The sequence below is a fragment of the Paenibacillus taichungensis genome (assembly GCF_003287275.1).
Lineage (GTDB): Bacteria > Bacillota > Bacilli > Paenibacillales > Paenibacillaceae > Paenibacillus > Paenibacillus taichungensis_A.
Window position 1 is genome coordinate 198,453 of sequence record NZ_QEVW01000003.1, and the last position, 25,406, is coordinate 223,858.

Here is a 25,406-nt window from a genome sequence, read left to right on the forward strand (position 1 = left end):
GACCACTCTGGGTCCGTAAAGATGGGTTGCAACTTACTTTAAGATGAAGTTGTTATTGCTACAACTGAATATCGCTGTGTACAGCCTTACAGGGTTGCAACCGTTAAGGGCAAAACCTGAATTGCTGAATATCACGACTTGTTTCCGGATTTTCCGGTGCGTTGTGTATGTTCAGTAGTTCAGGTTTTCTTTGTTTCACAAGCATCGGGAGTCTACTTAGAGAGGAAGAATTACTATGAACTATGATCAATTGGCCAAAGACATCTTGTCTGGTGTAGGCGGAGCTAAAAACGTAAACAGTGTATTCCATTGCGTAACGAGATTACGCTTTAAACTCAAAGATGAAAGCGTTGCTAAAACAGAAGAGCTTAAAAATCTGCCAGGTGTCATCACCGTCATGCAGAGTGGTGGACAGTATCAGGTTGTAATCGGCAATGAAGTGCCGGATGTATATAAAGCCGTTGTAAAGGTAGGTAATCTGCCTGCTGAGGGCCAGGTTCCAGAAGATCAGGAAAGTTCTGGTAACAAGGGGGGTTTGTTCGGTCGTTTTATCGATATGATCTCTGGTGTCTTCACCCCGCTGCTTGGCCTACTGGCTGCAACAGGGATGATTAAAGGTTTTACAGCTATGTTTTTATCCTTCGGATGGATAGCGGACACATCAGGTACGTACCATCTGCTGAATGCAACGGGCGATTGTCTGTTCTACTTCTTCCCGGTATTCCTTGGTTATACAGCTATCAAAAAATTTGGCGGCTCACCGTTCCTGGGTATGGCGATTGGAGCTACACTCGTATATCCTACGCTGTCCGGTTTGACTGCGGGTGATCCACTGTATACGTTGTTCACAGGTACATTATTTGAATCACCAATTCACATTACGTTCTTGGGGATTCCTGTAATCCTGATGAATTACTCATCATCGGTTATTCCGATCATTATCGCTACATTCTTTGCAGTGAAAGTAGAGAAATTCTTCAAAAATGTTATTCCTAAAGTGGTTAGTACGTTCCTGGTTCCATTCTTCACATTGTTGGTTATCGTTCCTGCAACGTTCCTTGTAATTGGTCCAATATCCACATGGGCGGGTCAATTGATTGGTGCTGGAGCAACAGGCATCTATGAATTAAGCCCACTTGTTACAGGTTTGGTCATCGGCGGTTTGTGGCAAGTGTTTGTATTGTTTGGTCTTCACTGGGGACTCGTACCAGTCATGCTTCTTAACTTGAGTACGTCCGGTTCTGACCCGGTGGTTGCGATGTCTTTCGCCGCTTCCTTTGCCCAAATTGGTGCAGTGCTCGCCGTTATGTTAAAAACCAAAAATGCCAAATTGAAATCGTTGAGCATTCCAGCCTTCATCTCGGGAATCTTTGGTGTAACTGAGCCAGCCATCTATGGTGTGACACTTCCACTGAAAAAACCATTTATCATGAGCTGTATCGCAGGTGGTATTGGAGGCGGAATTCTAGGGTTATTCGGATCGAAAATGTACATGTTTGGCGGACTTGGCGTATTCGGCTATCCGACCTTCATCAACTCAAAAACAGGCGTTGATTCCGGATTTTACATGGCTCTTGTAGCTACAGCGGTTGCGTTCATTCTTGGTTTTGTTCTTACGTATGTTGTTGGTTTCAAAGACAAGGCAGATGCAGTTCCAGCACCAACACCTGTGCTTGATCCAAACCCGAACAACAGATATGAAATTTTCAGCCCAATGGCTGGTGAAGTGGTTGAACTGAAAGAGATCAATGATGTTACCTTTGCAGGAGAGCATATGGGTAAAGGGATTGCGATTCGTCCAACCAGCGGCAGAGTAGTATCTCCAATCACGGGTGTCGTACAAACGGTATATCGCACCAAACACGCCATTGGACTTGTCACTGATGATGGTGTTGAGATGCTGATTCATATCGGACAGGATACGGTGCAATTGAAAGGTCAACATTTCACCGCTCATGTCAAAGATGGCGACCGCGTTAATGTGGGCGATCTGATCATGGAATTTGATCTGCAAGCGATCAAGGATGCCGGATACGAGACGGTTACACCGATTATTATTACAAACACATCCAATTATCTGGATGTAGTGGGCACGAAGGATGCATCTGTGAAAGAGAAAGACAAATTGCTCACAGTGCTCGGTTAATTGAACGTTCATTATGGATGGGAGGCAGACGTGAATGTATGAAAAATTAACAGCCTTCCCGGAGAATTTTCTCTGGGGAGGAGCAACGGCAGCGAACCAGCTAGAGGGAGCTTATCTTGAAGGTGGCAAAGGGTTAACTACGGTTGACCTGATTCCCACGGGGGCTAATCGCTTCCCTATTGCTTTGGGAAATCTCGATTCATATGAGCCCAAAGATGGAGAGTTTTATCCTTCGCATGAAGCGATTGATTTCTATCATCGATACAAAGAAGATATCGCACTATTTGCGGAAATGGGATTCAAGTGCTTTAGGCTCTCTGTAGCCTGGGCACGGATTTTCCCTAATGGCGATGACGCTGAGCCGAACGAGGCGGGACTGCAGTTTTACGATGATGTCTTCGACGAACTGTTGAAATATAATATTGAACCTGTGGTCACAATCTGTCACTTTGATGTCCCTGTACATCTGGTCGAAACGTATGGCGGATGGAAGAATCGTAAGATGATTGATTTCTTTGAGACTTATGCAAAGACATTGTTCAATCGTTACAAGGACAGGGTCAAATACTGGATGACGTTTAATGAAATCAATATGCTGCTGCATCTTCCGTACATTGGTGCGGGTATCGTTCTTCAGGAAGGTGAGAATAAAGAGCAGGTTCTCTATCAGGCAGCGCACCATGAATTGGTTGCCAGTGCTCTGGCTGTGAAGGCCTGTCACGAGATCATTCCGGGCGCACAGATTGGTTGTATGCTCGCAGCTGGCATGGTCTATCCGTACACTTCCAACCCGGATGATGTATGGAAAGCCATGGAGCAGGATCGGGAATCGTTCTTCTTTATCGATGTTCAGTCTAAAGGAGCTTATCCTGGGTATACGAAGCGCTTCTTCAGGGAACACGAGATCGTCATTGATATGCAGCCGGAAGATGCAGATATTCTCATGCAGAATCCAGTTGACTATATCGGATTCAGTTATTACGCCAGCCGTTGTACAAGTACCGACCCCGAGGTTTTGAAGGATTCGACCGAAGGTAATGTTTTTGGTTCAGTGAAGAACCCATATCTTCAAGCATCCGAATGGGGCTGGACGATTGATCCGAAGGGTCTTCGAATTACCTGTAACCAGCTGTATGACCGCTATGGCAAACCATTGTTTATTGTGGAAAATGGACTTGGTGCAACGGATGTGTTGCTGGACAATGACACCGTTGAAGACGACTACCGCATTGATTATCTGAATCGTCATTTTGCCGAGATGGCTGAAGCTATTCAGGACGGCGTTGAGCTTCTGGGTTACACGAGCTGGGGACCGATTGATCTGGTCAGCGCAGGTACCGGGGAGATGAAGAAACGGTACGGTTACATTTATGTAGACCGGAACAATGACGGTAGCGGCACACTTCGCAGAGTGAAAAAGAAAAGTTTCCATTGGTACAAAGAGGTTATTTCCAATAATGGAGCGCAATATTTTTAACTCCAGGTGTAGCCCCTTGTGTATATACAAAGAGCAGTCTCGTTGACACGGGATTGCTCTTTGCTTATGAAGAGTGAATTTGACTCATGATTTGTTTCATATATATAATGAAGAGATCAAGAGAATCTTGTCACTTAAGAAGGGAGGAGCATCCAATCATGAAGAAAAAATCACTTGCATTTATATCTCCGGGATATGGATACTCCACTGCTGTCTTTTTCTAGAATCTATTCCAAGGGAGAAGTGTGCCCAAATTAGGAAGAAAACTAGGAAATATCGCAGAAAAATCTTAAGAATGACGAGGTAATCAACATGGAAACTGATAAAATTACTAGAAAAAATCCAGCTAATATGCCAGCTCCTGTAGGACAGTACACGCATATTACAAGAATTCCGAGGAATGCAGAGTTGTTCGTGACATCGGGTCAAATTGGAGCAGATGGTAGCGGACATTTTCCGGACAGTCTGAATGAGCAAGTTACGAATACATTCAGTAATATTAAAACAGTGCTCAAATCCGAGCATTTAGATGCTGAACATATTATTAAAGTTAACGTATGGGCGACGGAGAAAATCGATTGGGATTTCTTATACGCTGAGTGGGGACAATTATTCAGTCATGATTATCCTGCGATGACAATTGGGTATATTACGGAGTTAGGTTTACCCGAAATTAAAATTGAGATCGAAATATGGGCAGCAAAAGTGTAGAACCAAATAAACGTATTTAAACCATGGAGCTTCGAAAGAAGCACCATGGTTTTTTGGTTTCTTTATTCGTGAGAAATGGAAATGGAGATAGTCCATGCCATTATGATTAAATGTAAATGTGTTATGGCACTTGCAGACTCTGATAGGCATTCAGTCGCCCATACGTCCAGTAGACACCAGATCCGGATACGGGATCGGATGCGAAGCAGAGGGCATCACGAATCTGCGCATTAGTTTTCCCACGTGCAGCGAGTAATGCAGCTACTCCCGCTACATGGGGAGCCGCCATGGACGTTCCGCTTAGATAGGCATAGGAGCCACCCAGGTAGGTGGATAGAATAGTATCACCTGGTGCAGCCATATCAACCCACGATCCATAGTTTGAGAAATTTGATTTGAGGTCGGAAGGATTGGTTGAAGCTACCGCAATGACGTTCGGATAAGATGCAGGTACAATCGGATACGAAGTATTATCATTACCTGCTGCCGCGATGATGACAGCGCCCCGATCCCATGCATATTGTACGGCAGCCTGAAGAAAAGCTTCTCCCGTTGGCCCACCAAGACTCAGGTTAACGACTTGAATACCGTTGTTGGCTGCGTAAACAAGTCCGTTTCCGACGTTACCCGTTGTACCTTGTCCATTGTTATCCAATACACGTAGCGGGACAATCGAAGCGAGCGGTGCCACACCTGCAATGCCAACTCCATTATTGGTTATAGAAGCTGCAATTCCAGCTACATGGGTGCCGTGCCCGTTACCGTCTTCGGGAATATTATCATAATCAACGTAATCGTATCCGGGAAGGAGCTTGCCAGCAAGCTCAGGGTGGTTTAACTGCACGCCAGTGTCAATGATAGCGATTTTCACCGAGCTGTTACTCTGGGAAATATCCCAGGCAGCAGGAGCATTGATTTTTGGCAGGTTGTACTGGTAAGGAAAAAACGGGTCATTTGGCGTAAACGATGACTGAAGGTAGTAGTTCGGTTCAGCGTGCTCGATGAGCACATGGTCCTTGTAGTGCTTTAACATACGTTGCATTTTCTTTCTTGATTCAATGCGATACCATCCCAGATCTTCATACGTTTCGGCTACGTTGCATTTTGCTTTTTTATGCAGAGTGTGCATCTCGTCGGCTGTCGTACCTTCCTTGAACTTGATTAACAGCTGTTTGGGTGCGTGGGGATGAAACTTTTTGGCTGCAAGTTTATCTTCCACATAACGATAGACGAATCCAATTGCCAGCAGAGCTGCAGCAGAGATTCCAAGCGATAACCACATATGTTCTTCCCCCTCAAAGTTGATTGATGACACGCCTTATCGTATGCGATCCCTATCAAATTGCGAGGGCTTTCTTCTATTTTGGTTAATCGTTTAGATAGATTGATAGAAAGAGTTTATTTCGGTAGAATTGTAAGCAGAGAGCGAACTTGCGCTTAGTTTGGTTCGTATACGGAGCTGAAAAAGGGCTCGAATCTAAGGGTAAGGAATGTGGAATTTGTGACACAGCTTCATGCCGTACCGAAAGTGATAGCTATTCAAGAGCACCAAATCAATGATGCAATTGATTTTGCCATGGGTGTCCGCCAAGAAGTATTTCCAATGCTGGATCACGAGGAGTTACCTGTAGATCTGGAGCAATTCAAAGAACATTATCTGGATTCAGCTGATGCTGTATTTCTAGTTGCTCTTACCGAAGATGAAGAAGTTGTGGGTTCCATTGGCATACTGCCTTATGATGGACGCATCGAAGTTGTGAATGGACGATATCCTGAGCAGTCTGCCGCCGAAATTGTGAAATGTTATGTGGATTCTAAATATCGCAGATACGGCATCGGTTCACTTCTCGTAAGAGAACTGGAGAAAGTGGTGGCAGAACTGCACTACACAACGTTGTATTTGCATACACATCGCTTTTTGCCTGGTGCCGTGGATTTTTGGAAACGTCAGGGATATGTGGTTGTTGTGGAGCAGGACGATGATTGGCAGACGGTGCATATGGATAAGTTGGTATGTAAGTGACCATTGTATTTATTGGAGAATGGGAAGCGCCTAGCCTAAGCAAGAGACTGCAACTGGAAACGGACCAACCTAAAACGTTGAGATAGGAGAGGTGTATCTATGTATACAAGTCTAATCGAGAAACTGGAGCATACCGAGGCTGTACGCTGGTTCCCGAATCATCAAGTTCAGGAGAGCTGGATTACCGAAGTGGAACAGGAATTGGGTTTTTCATTACCTCCGTCCTATCGCTGGTGGCTTCTGAATTATGGTGAAGCGATGTTGAGTGGAACAGAAATTCTGACCATTGCGCCTCCGGAACACCGAGAGTATACGGACACGGACATTCTGTATAGATACCGACTTGCCGATGAAGACACGAAGAAGGAAGGGAAGTTGGAACTGTTTGTACCAGACGAAGATGAATATTACTATTTTGATACGCGGACGGCTGATAACCTTGGGGAATACAAGGTGATGCGTTTGGATTACTTTAATGGGGAACCTGAAGTGTATGCGGACTCCTTTGCTGGCTTTTTGGAAAAATTGATCGATCAGCGAACACCTCGAAATTAATAATATTGATTGCTGATTTGTGATACCACAGGACGAATTTGGGAGCAAGCAAGGGGAGCAGCCTACGGTGAATATAATAACGGAAGAGATTCGCGTGGGTGCCAAAGCAGAGCTTATTCAGCCTGTGGACATGACTCTGGAACAATGCCCGTCGGCATGGTGAGAATGTCCATTTAACGCAGGCAATATACATGATGGGGGCAAACGAAGATGAACACAACGAATCGAAAGATTGTTTTTATAGATATTGATGGCACATTGGTAGATGATGACGGCAACATTCCGGTGTCCGCACAACAGGCGTGCAAACAGGCACGTGAAAATGGACATCTACTTTATTTATGTACAGGACGATCGAAGGCGGAAATCTACGATTCTATATGGGACGTAGGATTTGACGGTCTGATCGGTGCCGGTGGTGGCTATGTTGAGTTCGGTCAGGATGTGCTGTATCACAAAAGGGTAACGGCAGAAGATGTACGGCATATGGTCGATTTTTTCAATGAACACCAGATTGACTTCTATTTGGAATCCAATTCGGCCTTGTACGCGAGTAGCCATCTTCAATCTCATCTGGAACGCCGCATCTATGGTGATATAGAGAATGATCCCGATGCCAGAGCAAAAAAAGAACAAAAGCCACATCCGTTTATTGCTGGTTTGACATATGGTGAAGCCGATTTATACAAGGACGACGTAAACAAAGTTTGTTTTCTGGAAAGCTCCACGATTCCGTTCGATCGAATCAAGCAGGAGTTTGAAGGCAAATTCGAAGTCATTCAGTGTACGGTACCTATCTTTGGTGAAGGAAGCGGTGAACTGATGATCCCGGGCATTCATAAAGCCATTGCTATTGCAGATTTATTGGAGCATCTGGGTATGTCACGTGAAGATACACTTGCCATTGGGGATGGCATGAATGATGCGGAGATGCTGGAGTATTGTGGTGTAGGGATTGCGATGGGTAATGCCAAGCCAGGTCTCAAAGTCATTGCAGATGATATAACTGGAACTATTGAAGAAGATGGCTTGTACCACAGTTTTGTGAAATATGGATTGATTGAGGCCTAATCAGCCTTAAACGAGTGAAGAGGTGAAACCAATGTCGGAAGGAATAAAAGTTGAGCTGGAAATTAGTGCATTCGGTCAGGAAACAGTACCATTGTACGATGATTCTTTTCGTAAACATGAGATCGCAAGAACTCGTATTTTACCTAAAGAAACAACATTAGCGCAACTGGAAGAGATGGTAAAGGAATTGATGGCAGAGATCAAAGAGGATTTTCATCAACCGGAACAGTTATTAGCCAAAGTCACCCTGAGAGCCAAGGAAACAGATGGGGTATTGAAATACTTAGGTTAGAGACTATTTGTCATAGTAATGTTCTAGACTCCTGACAGGATCCAATAGATAAATCCACCAAATAACCCGATGCAAATTCCGGCAATGACTGAAAAAAGGATAACAAATTTTTTCCCGTTCATAAGCTACCTCCCTCTTGATTTTAATATATACGTATTTGTTGATGTTTTGTTTTGTTATAGCATCTTCAAAAGGATTGCGGGAGGGCGAATTAAGCTTTTGAACATGAAGGAGAGAATTACATATTTCCTGCTATCTGACCGATATAAAATAAGTATGCCTATTGACCAGAAAACGAAAGGAGTGCAGAACATGGATATTGCAGCATTATCAATGGCTATGAGTCAAGTCTCAGTGTCACAGTCGGCGAGCTTGCAAGTCATGTCCATGTCGAAAGACATGGCAGAGCAGCAAGGTCAGCAACTAACAGAAATGTTAAAGTCGGTTCCGGCTCCTCATCCCAATCTGGGTGGAAGTCTGGATATTTCGGTCTAGACGATATTCAAGTTTGCGTTATTGTGTTTAATTTGCAGCAAGCAAAACCCAAACGGCTCCAATTCCAAGGAATTGAAGCCATTTGGGTTGTTTATTTTCGTCTTAGTTTATTTCCGACAAGCTTGGCGATTTGCCTTCCAACGGAAGTGTATCTTTCAGCGTCCATAACTCATCGTAACTGGAAATCTGAAGATCGGCTTTGGACAAGTCCTGGTCACCTGATCCCGGATTGCGGTATCCGATACACCGCATGCCTGCACTTTTGGCGGCCTGAACACCATTGCGCGAATCCTCAATGACAAGACAGTTCGAAGGGGATGCTCCAATCATTTCAGCTGTAGTCAGGAAAATATCCGGAGCCGGTTTGCCGTTCGTGACTTCTTCACCTGTCATTCGGACCTCAAAGTATTTTCCGAGTCCGGTCTTGTCCATGATCAGATCAATCAGTGCACGTGGAGATGAAGAAGCAACGGCTATCGGAATGTGCTGCTCATGCAGCCAGCTTAACCAGCGTTCTACGGAAGGCATGGCTGTCAGCTTCGGGTGAGCCAGCATCGTCTGCATCACATTATGTTGATGGTAGGCGAGGGCTTCTTCCACGGTAGCCGTCAACCGGTGCTTGTCCAATACTTGTCGCCACATCGATTCCAGAGTGACTCCAACATAGGTGTGATGTTCTTCCTCCGTCATTTTTGCGCCAAAATGGGCAAAAGAGCTGCGTTCAATCTCGAAATAAATCGGTTCGCTGTCAATCAGTACGCCATCCATGTCAAAAATGACCGCCTGAATGCTGTCATCCTTCGACTCTCCCAGCCCGTCAAACTTCTTGTTTGCTACCATGTTGTATTCCTCCTCCAGGATTCTGTAAGCAATTATCTCTAATTTATCTCAAACATGATTAACTTGCTACATTAGATGCTGGAGCCGCTGGATTGCAGCACCACTTTGATAGCATGTGAAGAAGCTTGAAGTGTACGCCCCTGAATATCGCAGCCAAGCGTGCGGAATGCCTCTTCGTAATCCTCCAACGGGAACGAGTGGGTGATAATTTTTTTCGCCGGGATAATCTGTTGCTCAATCATGTAATGTGCTGTTGCGAATGTGCCCAGAGAGTCGATGGAGCCAATGATTTTCAGACTGCGGTCCACAACTTCCTTGGGATTGAACGATGTGTTTCCATCTCTCAGACCGACCAGCATGAGATAACCGCCGCTGGCGAGTTGCGAGAGCACTTGTGTGCCTACAACGCCTGTCGTATCCACAATCATATCAACCTGATTAGTTGTAGGTGCGAGCGACTCTATCGCATTTTCAAAGGATGAATGAACCTCCCAACGGTCTGGTGCAATCGAACCTGCAATCGCCAGGCGTTCTTCCGAGATATCGACGAGACAGCCAGTGACTCCTTTGGAAGCAAGGGCATAGCTGTATAGAATACCAATCGGCCCTGCACCGAGAATAATTGTTCTAAAATTCGGCAGCAGATGGATCTGATTAATGCCTGTAAGCATGCAGCTCAGTGGTTCAGTCAGGGTCGCTTCCTCATAGCTCACATGGTCCTTTAATTTATACAAAAAGCGATCCTCGGTTACATAATAATCCGTAAATGTTCCGTCAGCACTCACACCTGTCTCTGTAACCGACTTATGTGTGCAGTGATTTTGTCTGCCTGTTCTGCACATGTCGCATTGCCCGCAATAATAGGTAGGATCGATAACAACTCGGTCGCCCGGCTGCAGTGTTGTTACAGCAGAGCCAATAGCAATGACTTCCCCGGCAGACTCGTGACCAAGAATAACGGATGGTACCGCATGATATTTACCGCTGACAATACCAAGGTCGGTACCGCACACACCCGTTGCCCGGATTCGAACCAACACCTGATTATCTCTCGCGATTTCCGGAACAGGCCGTTCCTCAAGAGCTACATCCCAAGCCGATTTGTATACCAATGCTAACATGTTAAAACCTCCTTATAATAATATGAAATGTAACTATAGCGATTCATTTTAAAAACAGTTTCTGACAAGATACGAAAGTAGTGGAGGGGACGAAATCGATTCTGGAGAAGCGGAGCGTTCGCCTAAAAGCTTTCTGGAAGAAAGCTGCTTCGGAAGCATATGCTATCAACGGATTTTTCCCTCGGAAAAGGGAAATCAAATAAAATCCGGGGATAACAGCGATCAGAAGAACGATTCGTAACCGAAACGACCACTTCGAGCAATGGCATTGAAATGTTTTAATGGACGCTTGCAAGCACCGAATCGAGTCGCTCTACAATTTCAACCAACTCATCTTCTGTTGTGGTAAGCGATGGTCTGACCTTAACTACGTTCCCGAAGCCGTAACGTGATCCTCTTAAAATCAGATGCTCATCCGTGAAGGCGCGATCGATAATGGCGTTTGTTTTATCCGTATCCGGTTCATTATTGTCACCCACCATTTCCAATCCCCACATCAGCCCGACTCCGCGAGCTTCACCGATGCTTGGATATTTCATGGCCAAATCCTGCAGCAATCCACCTAAAATTTCACCTTTACGTTTCACGTCATCGAGGAATCCAGGTTCGGATACAACCTCCAGGGTAGATTTGGCAGCGGTTACGGAGATCAGATTGCTTCCTGAGGTGAAGGAATGTTCATGCTTCTCCAGTACATTCAATCGGGATTGCATCAATACCGCAGCAACAGGTACACCGATTCCGCCGAGACCTTTGGCAAGGGTAATCATGTCAGGTTGGATATCGAATAGTTCGCTGGCGAACATGTACCCGGTGCGTCCGATTCCAGTCTGCACTTCGTCGGCAATAAGAATGATATTGTATTCATCACACAGTTTACGCAGACGCTTGAAATAACCTGCAGGAGGAATGATATTGCCGCCATTGCCGAGAATCGGTTCAATAATCATGCAGGCGACTGAGCCGGAGCTCGCATATTCTATGGCATCGGAGATAGCTTCAACGCATTGATATCCGCAGTCTCCGCTTGAAGATTTGAATGGGCACCGGTAGCAGTATGGTGCAGGGACATGAACGGAGTTGGCTACAGCCGAATTGGGGAACCGTTTCCGTCGGAAGGCATTTCCCGATATCCCGGTTGCAAATTGGGTCTGCCCATGATGGGACAAGTACAGGCTGATAATATCTGTGGATTGCGTGTATTTCTGTGCAATTTTGGTCGCACATTCATTGGCGGTTGAGCCCGTAATATCCCGCATCCATCCGGCATTAATGTCGTTTGGAGCATATTCAATCAGATGATCGAGCACTTCATCCACATACGGTTCTGTGAAGGAGGAAGACATATGCGTCAGATTGCCGACTTGTTCCTGAATTTTGCTCACGACATGCGGATGATTGTATCCCAGTGACAGATTGAATGTACCGGATACTCCATCCAGATATTCAACGCCTGCATCGTCAATCAACTTAATCCCTTGTCCGGTTCTGAAACGGTTTTTGGTTAAAGTTTGCATACGATTCCCTCCATAAATGTAATGTACTAGCCTGAACGAAGATCAACAATTCCGGATTACGCAGGCATCACCCCTCTCAAGAAGCAACGTTCAAATCTCTTTACTCTGTTGTGCGAGAGTTCCACTTACACTACTGTTCCTTACGTTCCAGAGATGAGAGAGTACAAGAGTGAGGAGCAGAATCAGACAGAATCCGGCCAAAATCCAGATCGTATTCACTACAGGCCACGCACTCATGCTCCAACCGGTTACATACTGCAAGATGGCGCCACCGATACCGCCTGAGGCAATCAGGATACTGGTTGTGCGCTCAGTCATGCCGGGAATCAAAATGTTGGCATAGACTAGTGCGATACAGAACAGTCCTGACATGAATAATCCGGTTCCGAAGATTAGCAGGTATGTTGCCCATTGGCCTGTTACGAACACCATGGCAACGGCGAACAGAAGTGTACCTACCGTACTCCAGATCAGGAAAGGCATGTAGTTGACGGCTTCAGCAATTTTTCCGGAAAAAAGACGACCGATAATCATGGCAATCCATAGAATGGATACACTGAGTGAAGCGACAGATTCCTGTAACTGTAATCTTTCGACTAGAATGGAAGGCAAGAAGTTCATTAGGCCTAACTCCAGACCCATGTAAACGAAGAAAAAGATGACGAAGATTGTGAGCAGTCCCAGATGTTTTCTGGAATACTGGGATCTGCCCGTTGCATGTCCAACGGTATTTTCACCAGCTTGTTTCAGATAAGAAGCGGCGGAGGTGGGCATGGTCACCCATAACAGCATGAGAATAAGGGATAACGCGGAAACGGTATAGAACGTAAGATGCCAAAGATTCAGCCAAATATATAAGGCAGCGACTGCCGGAATGAGAAGTGCTCCGAGGGCAAAGTACACATCAAGCTTGGACATCGCGACTGCCTTCTGATTTTCCGTAAATTCTATCGTAAACGCACCAACGGAGGGTTCAATGATGCCAGAACCAAACCCGACAATTATGGTTAGAAGAAGAACAACTGACCAGGATGGCAAGAATCCGAGAACCGCATAGGCAGCCACAATACAGATCAATGCGATGGTTAACATGGATTTTCTGCCAATGCGGGCAGTCATGGAAGGAGCAACGAGCACCCCGACAAGAAAACCGAGGAACTGCAAAAACAACAAAAATCCGCCATCACTATAACCACGCTCATAATGTGTCAATAAAACGGGTAGAAGTGCACCAAGTACAACGCTGGTTATGCCGATTATTAGATAAAACCCACAGCTTAAAGCGAAAATTCTCCTCATGTGTTGCCCTCCCTGAGATGGATATAAATTTTATATTATGTAAATAATGTTTCTTTCGTATATAACTTATACCATAATTATGCAATTGTACATGCTTTTTATTGTGAAATAATGTTAACTTTTGGCGAATGAATGATCTTACTCACACAATGTTCAACCTAAAACGATTTCGTGTCGAAGCGAAAAAAGTTTCCTTGTCTGTAATAGACAGGAAACTTTTTGATGATCAGATCCTTATGAATAAACCTAGGCTATCGTCCCCACTAGGCGGTCTGCACAAAGAAAATTCCATCCAAGGGTGCATGAGCAGACGCAAGGCCATTTCGTAATAACAAATATCCATTAGCATCAGAAAGTCCCAGTATATCCTGATAGGGATGGGGGAAATCCCCGGAATAAATCTGACAAACGAATTGATAGTCCTCTAGTAGATGGCTAATTCCTTTCGCACCGTTTGGTAGTATGGAAGAGAAAAATGAAAAGGCAGGGAAATCCTGTTCCTCTATTTGTATTTCGGTCAATCCTACTCCGCATAAAGGAATGGATTGAATGGGACATACGGAAGTTAGTGGCTCTGAAGATACGGATACATATGTACATCCAGCTAGAATATTTTCCTTCCATTCCAGCTCATCCCCCGTATAGGACACCTGATCCAAAAAGTATTCCGAAGCGGAATAGGTGGAGAAGACCGAAATATACTTCCCAGGGGGCAACGAAGGGATATGCAGCTGTTGTAAAAGTGTATTGCAATCAATGGAGAACAAATGCAACAAGGGCTGACTCTCCTGATTAAGCGGCCTCTTTGTATCTGGATTAAGCTGTTTAGACAAACAATAACCAATAAATATGACAGGCTGGTGGGTTTAATCTTTGACTTGAATCACATGTCCGAACAGCTTGCGCGCTTTGTCCCAATCGACGCCAAGTTTACCTTGCCAGCCGGCCCAAGGCATCTCCATATCAGATCGGCCTTTGGTATTATTAAGCTGCAACTCACCGTTCAGGAGATGTTCGTTGTTGGTCCAATGGTCTGTACTTAGGGAGAGAACCTGATTGGGCAGCACACCTACCCTGGACAGCGCTTGAAGAATACTTCTGCGAATTCCGGCATGTCCTTTGACCAATTTCTCTGCAGTGAGTCGTTTCTCAAATTTTCCCGGAGATTCTTCGTCTTCAGCTTGATCCAGCATATAAAGCAGTTGATTAAATATAGTGATATCCTCGGGAGTTGGTTTAATAGGTTCCTTCTCAAGTAAATTGATGAATTCTGTCAGATCGGCGTATGCACCTACGCTTGACCCACTGTAATCATAACCCTGGTGCAGGGCGTAACGGATATTGGATAGATTCTCCCAGCCCTCATCTCTATGACTGAATCCGCAAACTTTGCAAGCAAGGAACTGTTCAGTCTCCTCATAAGCATGCATCTGCGAGTGAATCATCATATGATAGCTTGTAAGCGTAGATATGCCTCGTGGATAACTGCCCCCTACACCTGCAATAAATGCTTGGGTAATCGTCGACCAGGAAAGACGTTCATTCTGCTGGAATGCGATTAGTTGTTGAAGGATATTATCATGGTGGATTAACTCCAGATCATTAGCCACCCAGCCTTGTGTAGTCAGTAGCTCCTGCTGGGCAGCAGTTAATGTATCCGTTTGATAGATCATTACTCCTCGTGCTCTGTCATACTCACCATTACCGTGTAGATATAATTTTTTAAGCACTCTCATACACTTTTTGTCCATGCCTAACTCCTTTCCGAAGTTTATGTTGAATTTCCTATGTACTAACGTATAACAATTCATTTGCTTCGTTTCATTATAAGTGAGATGATGTGGGATGAAAATCAGTACAAGGTACTAACCTATTGAACGAAGCCGATGAACTGGCAACATAAGCTCGCTAATGAACAAGTGGCAATATTACAGATGAGAAGTGGTGGAACATGCGAATTAACAAATACATAAGTGAAACGGGATACTGCTCCCGCAGGGAAACGAACCGATTAATTGCAGCCGGGCGCATCACGATTAATGGTAACGTGTGTGAAAAAGGTGCAGACGTAGAGCCCGAGGATATCGTACTCATTGATGGTGAGGAGATTCCTTTCAATGATCGCGAGCCTGTTTACCTTGCTTTGAATAAACCCATCGGCATTGTCTGCACCGCAGCAGAACAGGTAGAGGGAAACATCATTCAGTATGTGAATTATCCCTCGCGTATCTTTGCGATTGGCAGGTTGGATAAGGCGTCCGAGGGTTTGATCTTTCTGACGAATGACGGAGATATTGTGAACAAGATGATGCGTTCGGAGCATAACCACGACAAAGAATACGTAGTAACCGTAGACAAACCAGTGACAGACGAATTCGTACGGGCGATGTCGCAAGGGGTTGAGATTTTGAATGTGGTGACGAAGCCATGTGAGGTATATAAGCATAGTGAGAACGTATTTCGTATCATTTTGACGCAGGGACTTAATCTGCAAATCCGCAGAATGTGTAAAGCCTTGGGTTACAGAGTGCTCAAGCTGGAGCGCATCCGAATTATGAATGTTACGCTGGAAGGACTGGAGCGTGGGCAATGGAGACATCTGGAGAGGCAAGAGTTGGAGAAACTTCTATCCATGTTGAATTAGAGAAAGGCATCGTTGCGATGTCCCGGCAAAATGAAGAGAGGCACTATTCCCATAGGGATTAATGCTTCTTTTTTGAGTTCTGGACGATGGATGAAGCCATAAATATATTATTGAATTTCTGACAACTTACTACGGTAGTCGTCTTTTCTTTGTACTTTCTTCTCTGAAATAAATGATCCGAGCAACGTTAATAGAGCTCCGAGCAGCGTTATCCTGGTAATCCGTTCATGTAGAATCAGTGCAGAAGCGACGACAGTAATGACAGGCACCAAATAAATGTACACACTTGTTTTGACGGCTCCCAGAAGATTCACTGCCCGGTTCCAGGTTACAAAACATAAGGCCGAGGCACCCAGCCCGAGAAAGAGAAAGTTCGAGAGGTTGGCCATATTGGCGAAGCGCCCAAGATCGAAGTGGAATTCGAATAGGAACAAAGCCGGAAGCATGAATAATAGTCCATAAAAGAATACTTTGCGTGTAGCACCGATGGTGTGATAGGGGAGTTCACCTATTTTGCGCATGAGTATGGAGTAGACCGCCCACACAGCAGGTGCCACGAAAGCGAGCAGATCCCCCAGCGGATTCAGTTGCAGAATGAAACTGCCGTTGAATCCAATAAGGATAATGCCAGACAAGGCAATGGTGAAGCCCACGATAAACCGCTTGTGCAATCTCTCTCCATCCAGGAAGAAATGAGCAAGGACTGCGGTAAAGAAAGGAGCAATCGAAACAATAACACCTACATTGGAAGCGAGGGTGTACACCAGTGCAATATTTTCAATGAGAAAATATAACGTAACCCCGCATAATCCAGCACCGATAAACAGCATTTCTTCTCGGAGTGAGGTAATTCGCATCAACCGCGGATAGATCAGGAAGAGCACTACATAGCCAATCACGAAACGGAAAAAGAGAATCTCCATCGGGGTGAAATCGATCAACAGCACCTTGGTGGAGATAAACGTTGTTCCCCAGATCAGGATCGTAAGTAAGGCCAGCGGATGTCCAGTAGAGATTTTGTTCTGACTTGTCATGACTGATCATCCACTGTGCGCTTTGAATCCACTTCATGATTGAAGATGCGTCTGTATTGCTTGGGCGTCAAGCCAATTAGTTTTTTGTAAAAATTCGTAAAGTGACTCTGGTCACTGAAACCTGTTTGCGCGGCGACCTCTATTGGGAGTTGGCCTTGTTCCAATAGCCTTTTGGCCTGATTGATGCGAATCGTTTCCAGGTAGCGGTAGGGAGATATCCCTTTTTGACGAGTAAATAAACGCAACAGATGGTACTTGCTCAGCCCTGTTAACTCGACTAACTGGTTCAGCGTAATGCTCTCCATATAATGAGTCTCTATGTACTCGCATATGCGTCTAATCTCGATGGTGACGTCCTGAGCGGAAATAGGCGGTTCGGCATCTGCATATTCTCTCATCAGCTGTTCCAGCAGAAAGAGCAGCAGTTCTTCTTTGTGAAAGTCAGCTTGCTCTTCCAAAATCATCTGATGCAGCTCATGCAAAGAAGTAACATGTTCGCTCTGATAGAGGACAGGGGAAGCAAACCGTGGCAAGTAATCTTGTCCGGTAATTTCCTGTACATATTGGCGCATGACCTCAGGTTGAATGTTGATGCAACGATAATCCAGGGTTCTGCCGTCCACCTGTTCGCAGGCATGGGGATCATGCGGATTAAAAATAATCATGTCCCCAGTGTTCAGGATATATTCTTCGTTATTACATACAAGATGTCGCTTGCCTTGCTCAATAAATCCAATGACGTAATAGTCATGAAAATGATTGGGGAATTTCTGCATAATGCCTTCGAATTGATAAGCTTCGAGCTGTAGATCGGTATCGAACACGACGGTTCGCACTTCGCGAGTCACCTGCTGCACCTTCTTTCTGGTAAGTTAAATGTCATTATAATATGAAAAGAAGGGACTTTCTTGGACGATATTGCTCGCTTCGTTTTGTTTAAACATATAAAAAACCAAAATACCCGCTATCCCTAACTAAATGGATTACGAGTATTTTGGTTCTATTATAGTTGATTTAACGGATAACAATATGAATTCGGACCTAAATTAACCTTATATTGACTTTACGTCAGATGTATTTACTTATACAGCTTCAGTGGAAGGCTTGTTAAAGATTGTCCGGCCGCAGAAGCGGTCAGATTTTTCTCCAGATTGAATCCTTTCACGGGTTCAATGCTGTTGAACGTTTTTAGAAATGTGGTCAGTACAATTTTGGCCTCAAGACGGGCTAGAGGAGCCCCCAGACAGAAGTGAGTACCAAAACCAAACGCAAGCTGTTTATTATTGTTTGATCGATGAATATTTAAGGTGAACGGATCTTCAAACATGTTCTCATCCATATTGGCTGCACTCATCCACGCCACGATAGCGTCTCCCTTTTTCAGCTCAACACCAAGGACACTGTTATCCTCTTTGACCATGCGGTCCATTTTACTGATGTGAAAGCGATATCTCAGCATTTCCTCTACTGCGGCCGGAACAAGCTCCAGATTATCCCTGAGTTCGGCATACAATTCCGGTTGGTCATATAGAAGGGCGTAGAACGAGTTGGCCAGCAGGTTGCTTGTGGTTTCTATGCCGGCGCCCAGAATAAACATGGTGGTTCGCACAATCTCTTCATCCGTAAAGTGCTCGCCATCGAGCTCAACCTGGATCAGGTCTGATATGATATCTTCTCCCAGATTGGATCTTTTGGACACAACGAAGGGATACAAGTATTTGAAATATTCTTCCCCGGCAATTTTTTTCATTTCGTTAATTTGATCAAAAGTGGCATCGGTAGTAGGCATAAACATGGTGTCCACCCAATCCTTGAACAAATGACGATCTTTGGAAGGAATGCCGAGAAGGTCGGACATGATAATGACAGGAAACATGCTCGTATAAGCTTCAACAATGTCCACTTCCGATTGATCTTCAAATTCTCTGATCAGCTCTTCGGCCACGGCTTCTATTCTCGGTTCCCAGAGCTTGAGACTTCGGGGTGTAAATGCACTTGCCAGCAATGATCTCCGCTTGCGATGTTCCGGCGGATCTACGTTGTGAATATCCAGCTTGTCCGGCATGTGATGCTCGCTGTCCGAACCTTCTTCTTCGCTTGAATATCCCACATTAACAATTGATCTCTTTCTCACACTGGAGAAGTGCTCGTGATCATTAAGCACGGTTTTGACAAGATCATACCTGAATACATGCCAGGAATCGGTCTCTTCATTGTAGATGACAGGTTCCTGATTCAACATGCTGCGATACCAACGGTAGGGACTGAATTCTTCTTCTTTCGATTGGAAATTCGTGATTTCTGACAGAGAAATAATAGAGCTCTTCGTCATTCGTTTCGCCTCCTTGGTTGGTCTCATTGACAAATATAACAAATGAGAGTACTTTAATTCAAGTAGTTTAAATTGAGATAACAAGGTGGAGTAGAGAGTGAAGAACATACTGAAGCATGGCGGAGTCAAGGCAGGCATATTTATGATCGTTTTTTACCAAATTGTAATGTTGACCGTTTTTATGTCAGGGTATAGCGCAATCCCCAAAAATGTAACCAATCTTACCGTTGCCATTGTCAACGAGGACCAGCAATCCGGTACTGAATTTGTACAACAATTGCAGGAACAATTGCCATTTACGGTAGTAACCAACGAATCATTGGAACAGGCAAAGACGGGGCTTGAAGACCGGGAAATCCATATGATCATACGTATACCGGGTGATTTTACGGAGAAACTGTCTGAACAGGGCGGTAAAGCTCAGCTCCAGTATCTGATTAATGAATCGAACCCAACAACAATCACGAGCTCCATGAAAAATGTTGCAGCTGAAATTACTGCGCAGATGGGCGCACAGGTTCAGGCACAGAGCTTCGAGGGTGTGCTGAGCAGCATGCAGGTTCCTGCAGAGCAATCGAAACAAATTGTGGAGTCTACTATGGGCAAAGTGTCATCGGACATTGTTCTGAGCAACCCTCAGCCAGCAGGCATGCAGAATCAGATGGCACCGATGTTTATCACGATGGCGCTCTATGTTGGAGCCATGATCTACGCGATGCAAAGTATTGGCGGAATGAAGCAACTGCAAGGAGAGATGGGGAAATGGAGAGCATTCTTTGCAATGCGAGGTACGAACCTGCTTGTTTCCATCCTTGCTCCACTTGTAGGGATTGGCATTTATTTTATGGTGCAGGGGTATGGAGTGGAAGTGTTTTTGAAAATGTGGATGGTACACAGCCTGCAACTGTTTGTGTCCATTGAGTTCACCAGCATCTTTATCATGCTTCTCGGTCAAGGCGGAATGCTGATCAATATGATATTCGTACTCAGTCAGTCCATTGCAAACGGGACGTCCATGTCCCCAGAGATGATGCCAGGATACTTCAAATTCGTGAGTCAGATCACACCGATGTTCTATTCAACGCATCTGGATTATAATATTCTCTTCGGCGGAGGGAAAACGGTAGAATATGCGGTCGGACTGGCATTGGTGGGCTTGGGAGCCTTTGTGATCAATACGGCCATTCATCATTTCAAAAAAGCCAAACAGACCGATACGACACAGGAGTCTGTACAACAGCCCGTTATGATATAAAATAGAAGTTATGAGGGTAGGCGATGAGGAAGAAGCTGTACCCTTGGAAGAGCAGAATGGGGGCAGTCACAATGTCGATTCAAATATTTATACTCGGTGCACTAAGTGAGGGGAACTATTACCCCTATGATATTAAGAAACGAATAGGGAAACATCTAGATCAAACGGATGCCAAGATTACAGAAGGCACCATTTATTATAATTTTGAAGTGTTGCTGAAGAAGGGCCTGATCGAGAAGGTAGAAACGATTCAAACAGAAAATCGACCGGACAAAACGACATATGGCATCACCGAAAAAGGACGTCAGTCCCTTGAAGAGAGCATATATAAGGTGTTTCAGAAGTTTACGAACGTACAGTCCTTATATGCTGCTTTGGTCCATTTGGATAAGGTGGATAATCAGAAGATCGCTTATTTGATTGAGGATATTATTGAGAAGATGAATAAGAGACTGGAATATATTGATTCTCATACACCTCAGGAGATTGATGTGCAGGAGGATCTGAAAGATGCACTCTTGTTGATGCGAGATCACGCTTACCACTCCATTCAAAGTGATATGATCTGGCTTCAGAAGCTGCTGCATCATGTTCAGAGCAGAGTATTAAAAAGCTAAATAACTCTTTAATGGAATGAGGATGAGAAGATAATGTATGAACATTTGGTCGTATTCAAATTAATCGATACAATTACTCCGGTCAAACAGCAGGAATTGGTGGCTCAACTGCTCGCGTTACAGGAACAGATCCCTGGAATCGTGGATCTCACCGCAGGCATCAATGTAACAGAGGAGACTGATCATATTCAGGGCTTCACACTTGGTCTGAGAGTGACGTTTGAAGATCAGGAAGCGCTGCGAGCTTATGGCCCGCATCCTGCTCATCAGTCTTTTGTAGCTTCCTTGAATGAGTGGGTGGAGAATGTGATTGTGGTCGATTATCCGATCTGAGCATGAGCATTGTCCATAATATAGTATGCATAAGAGGTCGCCATTCCGGTGGTTCTCAAATGATTAGGTTAGCCAGAAATTTCTGGCTGGCCTTTTTTATGTTTTCGATTGGGATGGAATCGTGAGAAGCGAAGTTGATTTGTTTTTCATGTGAGATAATATAACAACGGAGGGGGTTGTGCTCATTCCCTTTTGTACAAAGTGCCCAATATATTGAATCCTCTTTATGACCTACAACAATTCTATGTTAAGAATCATCGAACTTCTCCCAATTGTTTATATAATGTGAATCAACATAACACGATTTTGCAGCGGTAAAGTGATTCTAAATTACAGGGGGCAGATAGGGATGAGAGAAACCAAGAGAATGAGGATTTTTTCACTGGGAATTCAGCACGTATTGGCGATGTATGCCGGGGCCATTTTGGTTCCGCTGCTTGTGGGAAGGGCTTTAAACCTGACTGCAGAACAATTGGCGTACCTGGTATCAATTGACCTGTTAACCTGTGGTATCGCGACATGGCTTCAGGCACGCAAAGGGAAGTATTTGGGAATTGGCTTGCCAGCGGTTCTTGGAAGCTCATTTGTTGCTGTGACTCCGATGATTGCGATTGGATCACAATATGGAATTCCAGCCATTTACGGTTCCATCATAGCAGCAGGCATATTCATCGTTATATGTGCTGTCTTCTTTAGTAAAATTGTCAAACTGTTCCCTCCCGTCGTGATTGGAACAGTTGTAACCATTATTGGTTTGGCATTGATTCCAACGGGCATCAAAAACATGGCAGGCGGGGCAAACAGCGAAAATTTCGGAAGCTTAGATAATCTGGCTCTCTCATTCGGGGTATTGCTTTTTATTCTGGTGCTGAATCGATATGCTCGCGGCTTTGTCAAATCCCTTGCGGTTCTCCTCGGTATTATTGTGGGTACCCTCGTGGCTGCCCTCATGGGAAAAGTGAATTTCAGTTCTGTACAGGAAGCCTCCTGGTTCCATTTGCCCCAGCCCTTTTACTTTGGATGGCCTACCTTCGAAATCGGTCCGATCATTACCATGATTATTGTCGGCACGGTTGTCATTATTGAGTCTACAGGTGTGTTTATGGCCTTGAGCAAAATCTGTGATCAACCAATTAATGAAAAGGATCTGGCACGAGGATACCGCGCAGAAGGTCTGGCATTTGTGCTTGGTGGTATCTTCAATGCTTTTCCTTATAACACATTTGCCCAGAATGTCGGTTTGGTTCAGCTCTCCAAAGTGAAAACAACCAATGTGGTTGTTGCAGCCGGAGGTATTCTGATTTTTCTCGGACTCATCCCCAAAGTTGCGGCATTCGCAACGATTATCCCCAGCGCGGTACTCGGAGGGGCAACGGTGGTTCTGTTCGGCATGGTGGTCTCATCTGGGGTTAAAATGCTGCAACATGTGGATTTCAGCAAGCAATCCAATCTGTTAATCGTTGCTTGTTCGGTTTCACTCGGTCTTGGCGTCACGGCTGTGCCTGATCTGTTTGCCCAGCTGCCTCAAAGTATCCGCATTATTGTTGGTGATGGTATTATCACAGGCAGTCTGTGCGCCATTCTGCTCAATATCTTCTTTAATCTCGGATTCAAAAAAGAGAGTCTGCCCGTACAGCCCGCACAGGCTCAAGAAGCACATACGTAAGATTGTCTGATTAACTGGCATACGATCTGGATAAAAGGAACAGACCCAAGATGATATTGAATGAGGTGGAATGATCGGAATGACTCCCCTCGCCAATGAATCTCTTGGGTCTTTATGCTGGGTAAACTGCAGAGTCTTTAGAGTAAAATCGGATATTTTTATTCAACATACCCTGGAAGCTTTTTTACCAGTGATAAGTTCGAAAAGTTTGGCAGATTTCTCCTTAGTTAATTGAACATAAGCAGGTTTGCTTTCAGTGCTCATAACCCCTTGAAACTTAAACGGCGCCCAGGGTATGAAAGTTACAACAGGATGAATGCAAAAGGGAGATAAATATGCTAAAGTTTCATCATGAACATGCTACATGTTCTTCTCGTTGAATTTCCATGCGACTACATAAATGAGCATTGGTTCACAAGGCTAAAATATAAACGAAGGGATATCCTGATATCGCTTGGTTACAGAAAAGGAGTTGTGATCACATGCAACAAGATACACAAATAGAAGGATGGCATTTCGATAACAGTTATGCACGATTGCCGCAGACCTTTTTTACGGTTCAGGGAGCGGTACCCGTTCAATCACCGAAGATGATCATCTTCAATTCATCGCTTGCAGCCAGCCTGGGACTGAATGTGGAGGTTCTCAACAGTGATGAAGGAGCGGAGGTGTTTGCAGGCAACCTGATACCGAAAGGTGCCGAGCCTCTGGCTCAGGCCTATGCGGGTCATCAATTCGGTAATTTTAACATGCTTGGTGATGGACGTGCTTTACTGCTGGGAGAACAGATCACTCCACAAGGCGAGCGAGTGGATATTCAGCTGAAAGGATCGGGAAGAACACCATACTCTCGCGGAGGGGATGGACGTGCTGCCGTGGGGCCCATGCTGCGTGAGTATATTATTAGTGAAGCGATGCATGCACTCGGCATTCCTACAACGCGAAGTCTGGCGGTCGTATCTACTGGAGAAAACATTACACGAGAAACAGAGCGACCTGGTGCAATCCTGACGCGAGTGGCTTCAAGTCATCTACGTGTGGCAACCTTCCAATACGCAGCCAGTGGTGCATCAACGAATGATCTCCGGGCACTGGCTGATTATACGATAGAACGGCATTTTCCTGAAATCTCCTCACCGGATAACCGTTATCTTCAGTTGCTTCAGGAAGTCATCCGGCGGCAGGCTTCACTTATTGCTAAGTGGCAGCAGGTTGGTTTCATTCATGGCGTAATGAATACGGATAATATGTCCATCTGCGGTGAAACCATCGATTATGGGCCGTGTGCATTTATGGATGCCTACAATCCAGCGACGGTATTTAGCTCGATCGACACGCAAGGTCGGTATGCTTATGGAAATCAACCGTATATTGGCGGCTGGAATCTGGCTCGGTTTGCCGAGACACTTCTGCCACTGCTGCATGAGGATGAAGAACAGGCTGTACAAATCGCCCAGGATGCTATTGCACAATTCTCAGAATTGTATCATCACCACTGGCTCTCGGGAATGCGGAGCAAGCTGGGCTTGTTTAATGAAGAGGCTGAGGATGAAGCGCTAATCAGGGATCTTCTTGAACTGATGGAGAAGCATAGTGCAGATTATACGAATACGTTTCTCGCACTTACCTTTGATACGGTTAAGGGAGCTCCCTTGTTCGACACTTCTGAGTTTGCGGAATGGAATGAGCGTCGCCAGGCAAGATTAGGCAGACAGCAGGAAGGGAAAGAAGAATCGCAACGATTGATGAAATCGAACAATCCGGCGGTGATTCCTCGTAATCATCGGGTGGAAGAAGCACTGGACCAAGCGGAGAATCACGGAAATCTTAGTGTGATGGAAAAGCTTCTCGCTGTCCTATCAAACCCATTTGCACATTCTCCCGAACAGGCTGAGTACGCGGAACTGCCTACGCAATGCGATACCTCCTACCGGACTTTTTGTGGAACCTGAATTGAACATTTGTTATGAAGAGGCTG

Annotated in this window: 24 protein-coding genes; 14 read left to right on the forward strand and 10 right to left on the reverse strand. The window is 45.0% G+C overall.

Annotated features, from left to right (window positions below):
* Nucleotides 1-235 precede the first annotated feature (235 nt).
* The 3 genes from DC345_RS04400 (at nt 236) to DC345_RS04410 (ending at nt 4,334) form a co-directional block, all read left to right on the forward strand.
* Nucleotides 236-2,146, forward strand: a complete 1,911-nt coding sequence (locus tag DC345_RS04400; protein ID WP_113052064.1) for a beta-glucoside-specific PTS transporter subunit IIABC — start codon at nt 236-238, stop codon at nt 2,144-2,146.
* Nucleotides 2,147-2,180: 34 nt separating this feature from the next.
* Complete coding sequence (locus DC345_RS04405; RefSeq protein ID WP_113052065.1) at nt 2,181-3,623, forward strand: 6-phospho-beta-glucosidase; 1,443 nt, start codon at nt 2,181-2,183, stop codon at nt 3,621-3,623.
* Nucleotides 3,624-3,935: 312 nt separating this feature from the next.
* On the forward strand, nt 3,936-4,334 hold the full coding sequence (locus DC345_RS04410; RefSeq protein WP_113052066.1) for a RidA family protein: 399 nt from the start codon (nt 3,936-3,938) through the stop codon (nt 4,332-4,334).
* 121 nt (nt 4,335-4,455) lie between these two features.
* On the opposite strand, the gene DC345_RS04415 is transcribed toward DC345_RS04410, so the two are convergent.
* Nucleotides 4,456-5,616: a S8 family peptidase gene (locus DC345_RS04415; RefSeq protein ID WP_113052067.1), complete on the reverse strand. Its 1,161-nt coding sequence runs from the start codon at nt 5,614-5,616 to the stop codon at nt 4,456-4,458.
* 210 nt (nt 5,617-5,826) lie between these two features.
* Between DC345_RS04415 and DC345_RS04420 the strand changes: the two genes are divergently transcribed.
* From DC345_RS04420 to DC345_RS04440, 5 genes are all read left to right on the forward strand, one after another.
* Entirely contained in the window at nt 5,827-6,357 is a 531-nt protein-coding gene (locus tag DC345_RS04420; protein WP_258530553.1) for a GNAT family N-acetyltransferase, read from the forward strand.
* Nucleotides 6,358-6,456: 99 nt separating this feature from the next.
* Complete coding sequence (locus DC345_RS04425) at nt 6,457-6,912, forward strand: SMI1/KNR4 family protein (protein WP_113052068.1); 456 nt, start codon at nt 6,457-6,459, stop codon at nt 6,910-6,912.
* Nucleotides 6,913-7,122: 210 nt separating this feature from the next.
* Nucleotides 7,123-7,983 carry a Cof-type HAD-IIB family hydrolase gene (locus DC345_RS04430; RefSeq protein ID WP_113052069.1) on the forward strand — a complete coding sequence of 287 codons (861 nt, stop codon included), beginning with the start codon at nt 7,123-7,125 and terminating at the stop codon, nt 7,981-7,983.
* Nucleotides 7,984-8,014: 31 nt separating this feature from the next.
* The gene (locus tag DC345_RS04435) at nt 8,015-8,275 is read left to right on the forward strand and encodes a hypothetical protein (RefSeq protein ID WP_113052070.1); all 261 of its coding nucleotides are present in this window, start codon (nt 8,015-8,017) and stop codon (nt 8,273-8,275) included.
* Between the two features lie 312 nt (nt 8,276-8,587).
* Nucleotides 8,588-8,770 (forward strand): YjfB family protein, encoded by a 183-nt coding sequence (locus tag DC345_RS04440; RefSeq protein WP_113052174.1) that lies wholly within the window; start codon nt 8,588-8,590, stop codon nt 8,768-8,770.
* A 102-nt stretch (nt 8,771-8,872) separates the two neighbouring features.
* Here the strand turns inward: DC345_RS04440 and DC345_RS04445 are convergent, their stop codons facing one another.
* The 6 genes from DC345_RS04445 to DC345_RS04470 form a co-directional block, all read right to left on the reverse strand.
* Nucleotides 8,873-9,610 carry an HAD family hydrolase gene (locus DC345_RS04445; protein ID WP_113052071.1) on the reverse strand — a complete coding sequence of 246 codons (738 nt, stop codon included), beginning with the start codon at nt 9,608-9,610 and terminating at the stop codon, nt 8,873-8,875.
* Nucleotides 9,611-9,681: 71 nt separating this feature from the next.
* On the reverse strand, nt 9,682-10,731 hold the full coding sequence (locus tag DC345_RS04450) for a zinc-dependent alcohol dehydrogenase (protein ID WP_113052072.1): 1,050 nt from the start codon (nt 10,729-10,731) through the stop codon (nt 9,682-9,684).
* 278 nt (nt 10,732-11,009) lie between these two features.
* Nucleotides 11,010-12,248: an aspartate aminotransferase family protein gene (locus DC345_RS04455; RefSeq protein WP_024630502.1), complete on the reverse strand. Its 1,239-nt coding sequence runs from the start codon at nt 12,246-12,248 to the stop codon at nt 11,010-11,012.
* A 90-nt stretch (nt 12,249-12,338) separates the two neighbouring features.
* Nucleotides 12,339-13,547 (reverse strand): MFS transporter, encoded by a 1,209-nt coding sequence (locus DC345_RS04460; RefSeq protein WP_113052073.1) that lies wholly within the window; start codon nt 13,545-13,547, stop codon nt 12,339-12,341.
* A 263-nt stretch (nt 13,548-13,810) separates the two neighbouring features.
* Entirely contained in the window at nt 13,811-14,323 is a 513-nt protein-coding gene (locus DC345_RS04465) for a DUF1963 domain-containing protein (protein WP_113052074.1), read from the reverse strand.
* A gap of 90 nt (nt 14,324-14,413) precedes the next feature.
* Nucleotides 14,414-15,298, reverse strand: coding sequence for a hypothetical protein (locus tag DC345_RS04470; RefSeq protein ID WP_113052075.1), 885 nt, complete (start codon nt 15,296-15,298; stop codon nt 14,414-14,416).
* Nucleotides 15,299-15,498: 200 nt separating this feature from the next.
* On the opposite strand from DC345_RS04470, the gene DC345_RS04475 reads away from it, so the two are divergent.
* Nucleotides 15,499-16,191: a pseudouridine synthase gene (locus tag DC345_RS04475; RefSeq protein WP_113052076.1), complete on the forward strand. Its 693-nt coding sequence runs from the start codon at nt 15,499-15,501 to the stop codon at nt 16,189-16,191.
* Nucleotides 16,192-16,298: 107 nt separating this feature from the next.
* Here DC345_RS04475 and DC345_RS04480 read toward each other — a convergent pair whose 3' ends face one another.
* From DC345_RS04480 to DC345_RS04490, 3 genes are all read right to left on the reverse strand, one after another.
* Nucleotides 16,299-17,225, reverse strand: a complete 927-nt coding sequence (locus tag DC345_RS04480; protein ID WP_113052077.1) for a DMT family transporter — start codon at nt 17,223-17,225, stop codon at nt 16,299-16,301.
* The gene (locus tag DC345_RS04485) at nt 17,222-18,073 is read right to left on the reverse strand and encodes an AraC family ligand binding domain-containing protein (protein ID WP_113052078.1); all 852 of its coding nucleotides are present in this window, start codon (nt 18,071-18,073) and stop codon (nt 17,222-17,224) included. Before DC345_RS04485 ends, DC345_RS04480 begins: the two co-directional genes overlap by 4 nt.
* 230 nt (nt 18,074-18,303) lie before the next feature.
* Entirely contained in the window at nt 18,304-19,557 is a 1,254-nt protein-coding gene (locus DC345_RS04490) for a cytochrome P450 (protein WP_113052079.1), read from the reverse strand.
* Between the two features lie 97 nt (nt 19,558-19,654).
* Between DC345_RS04490 and DC345_RS04495 the strand changes: the two genes are divergently transcribed.
* The 5 genes from DC345_RS04495 to DC345_RS04515 all read left to right on the forward strand — a co-directional run bounded on the left by DC345_RS04495 (nt 19,655) and on the right by DC345_RS04515 (nt 25,380).
* Nucleotides 19,655-20,812: a YhgE/Pip domain-containing protein gene (locus tag DC345_RS04495; RefSeq protein ID WP_113052080.1), complete on the forward strand. Its 1,158-nt coding sequence runs from the start codon at nt 19,655-19,657 to the stop codon at nt 20,810-20,812.
* 71 nt (nt 20,813-20,883) lie between these two features.
* On the forward strand, nt 20,884-21,429 hold the full coding sequence (locus tag DC345_RS04500; RefSeq protein WP_181586481.1) for a PadR family transcriptional regulator: 546 nt from the start codon (nt 20,884-20,886) through the stop codon (nt 21,427-21,429).
* Nucleotides 21,430-21,462: 33 nt separating this feature from the next.
* Nucleotides 21,463-21,762 (forward strand): Dabb family protein, encoded by a 300-nt coding sequence (locus tag DC345_RS04505; protein WP_113052082.1) that lies wholly within the window; start codon nt 21,463-21,465, stop codon nt 21,760-21,762.
* 349 nt (nt 21,763-22,111) lie between these two features.
* Nucleotides 22,112-23,428, forward strand: a complete 1,317-nt coding sequence (locus DC345_RS04510; RefSeq protein WP_113052083.1) for a nucleobase:cation symporter-2 family protein — start codon at nt 22,112-22,114, stop codon at nt 23,426-23,428.
* Between the two features lie 482 nt (nt 23,429-23,910).
* Entirely contained in the window at nt 23,911-25,380 is a 1,470-nt protein-coding gene (locus DC345_RS04515) for a protein adenylyltransferase SelO (RefSeq protein ID WP_113052084.1), read from the forward strand.
* The last annotated feature ends 26 nt before the right edge of the window (nt 25,381-25,406 follow it).

What these genes read in the sequence shown, in the direction of transcription:
- DC345_RS04425 (WP_113052068.1), top strand. Translation starts at nt 6,457, where the DNA reads ATGTATACAAGTCTAATCGAGAAACTGGAGCATACCGAGGCTGTACGC.
- DC345_RS04440 (WP_113052174.1), top strand. Translation starts at nt 8,588, where the DNA reads ATGGATATTGCAGCATTATCAATGGCTATGAGTCAAGTCTCAGTGTCA.
- DC345_RS04430 (WP_113052069.1), top strand. Translation starts at nt 7,123, where the DNA reads ATGAACACAACGAATCGAAAGATTGTTTTTATAGATATTGATGGCACA.
- DC345_RS04455 (WP_024630502.1), bottom strand. Translation starts at nt 12,248, where the DNA reads ATGCAAACTTTAACCAAAAACCGTTTCAGAACCGGACAAGGGATTAAG.
- DC345_RS04445 (WP_113052071.1), bottom strand. Translation starts at nt 9,610, where the DNA reads ATGGTAGCAAACAAGAAGTTTGACGGGCTGGGAGAGTCGAAGGATGAC.
- DC345_RS04410 (WP_113052066.1), top strand. Translation starts at nt 3,936, where the DNA reads ATGGAAACTGATAAAATTACTAGAAAAAATCCAGCTAATATGCCAGCT.
- DC345_RS04450 (WP_113052072.1), bottom strand. Translation starts at nt 10,731, where the DNA reads ATGTTAGCATTGGTATACAAATCGGCTTGGGATGTAGCTCTTGAGGAA.
- DC345_RS04415 (WP_113052067.1), bottom strand. Translation starts at nt 5,616, where the DNA reads ATGTGGTTATCGCTTGGAATCTCTGCTGCAGCTCTGCTGGCAATTGGA.
- DC345_RS04490 (WP_113052079.1), bottom strand. Translation starts at nt 19,557, where the DNA reads ATGACGAAGAGCTCTATTATTTCTCTGTCAGAAATCACGAATTTCCAA.
- DC345_RS04405 (WP_113052065.1), top strand. Translation starts at nt 2,181, where the DNA reads ATGTATGAAAAATTAACAGCCTTCCCGGAGAATTTTCTCTGGGGAGGA.
- DC345_RS04510 (WP_113052083.1), top strand. Translation starts at nt 22,112, where the DNA reads ATGAGAGAAACCAAGAGAATGAGGATTTTTTCACTGGGAATTCAGCAC.
- DC345_RS04435 (WP_113052070.1), top strand. Translation starts at nt 8,015, where the DNA reads ATGTCGGAAGGAATAAAAGTTGAGCTGGAAATTAGTGCATTCGGTCAG.
- DC345_RS04400 (WP_113052064.1), top strand. Translation starts at nt 236, where the DNA reads ATGAACTATGATCAATTGGCCAAAGACATCTTGTCTGGTGTAGGCGGA.
- DC345_RS04505 (WP_113052082.1), top strand. Translation starts at nt 21,463, where the DNA reads ATGTATGAACATTTGGTCGTATTCAAATTAATCGATACAATTACTCCG.
- DC345_RS04470 (WP_113052075.1), bottom strand. Translation starts at nt 15,298, where the DNA reads ATGGACAAAAAGTGTATGAGAGTGCTTAAAAAATTATATCTACACGGT.
- DC345_RS04480 (WP_113052077.1), bottom strand. Translation starts at nt 17,225, where the DNA reads ATGACAAGTCAGAACAAAATCTCTACTGGACATCCGCTGGCCTTACTT.
- DC345_RS04500 (WP_181586481.1), top strand. Translation starts at nt 20,884, where the DNA reads ATGTCGATTCAAATATTTATACTCGGTGCACTAAGTGAGGGGAACTAT.
- DC345_RS04515 (WP_113052084.1), top strand. Translation starts at nt 23,911, where the DNA reads ATGCAACAAGATACACAAATAGAAGGATGGCATTTCGATAACAGTTAT.
- DC345_RS04460 (WP_113052073.1), bottom strand. Translation starts at nt 13,547, where the DNA reads ATGAGGAGAATTTTCGCTTTAAGCTGTGGGTTTTATCTAATAATCGGC.
- DC345_RS04475 (WP_113052076.1), top strand. Translation starts at nt 15,499, where the DNA reads ATGCGAATTAACAAATACATAAGTGAAACGGGATACTGCTCCCGCAGG.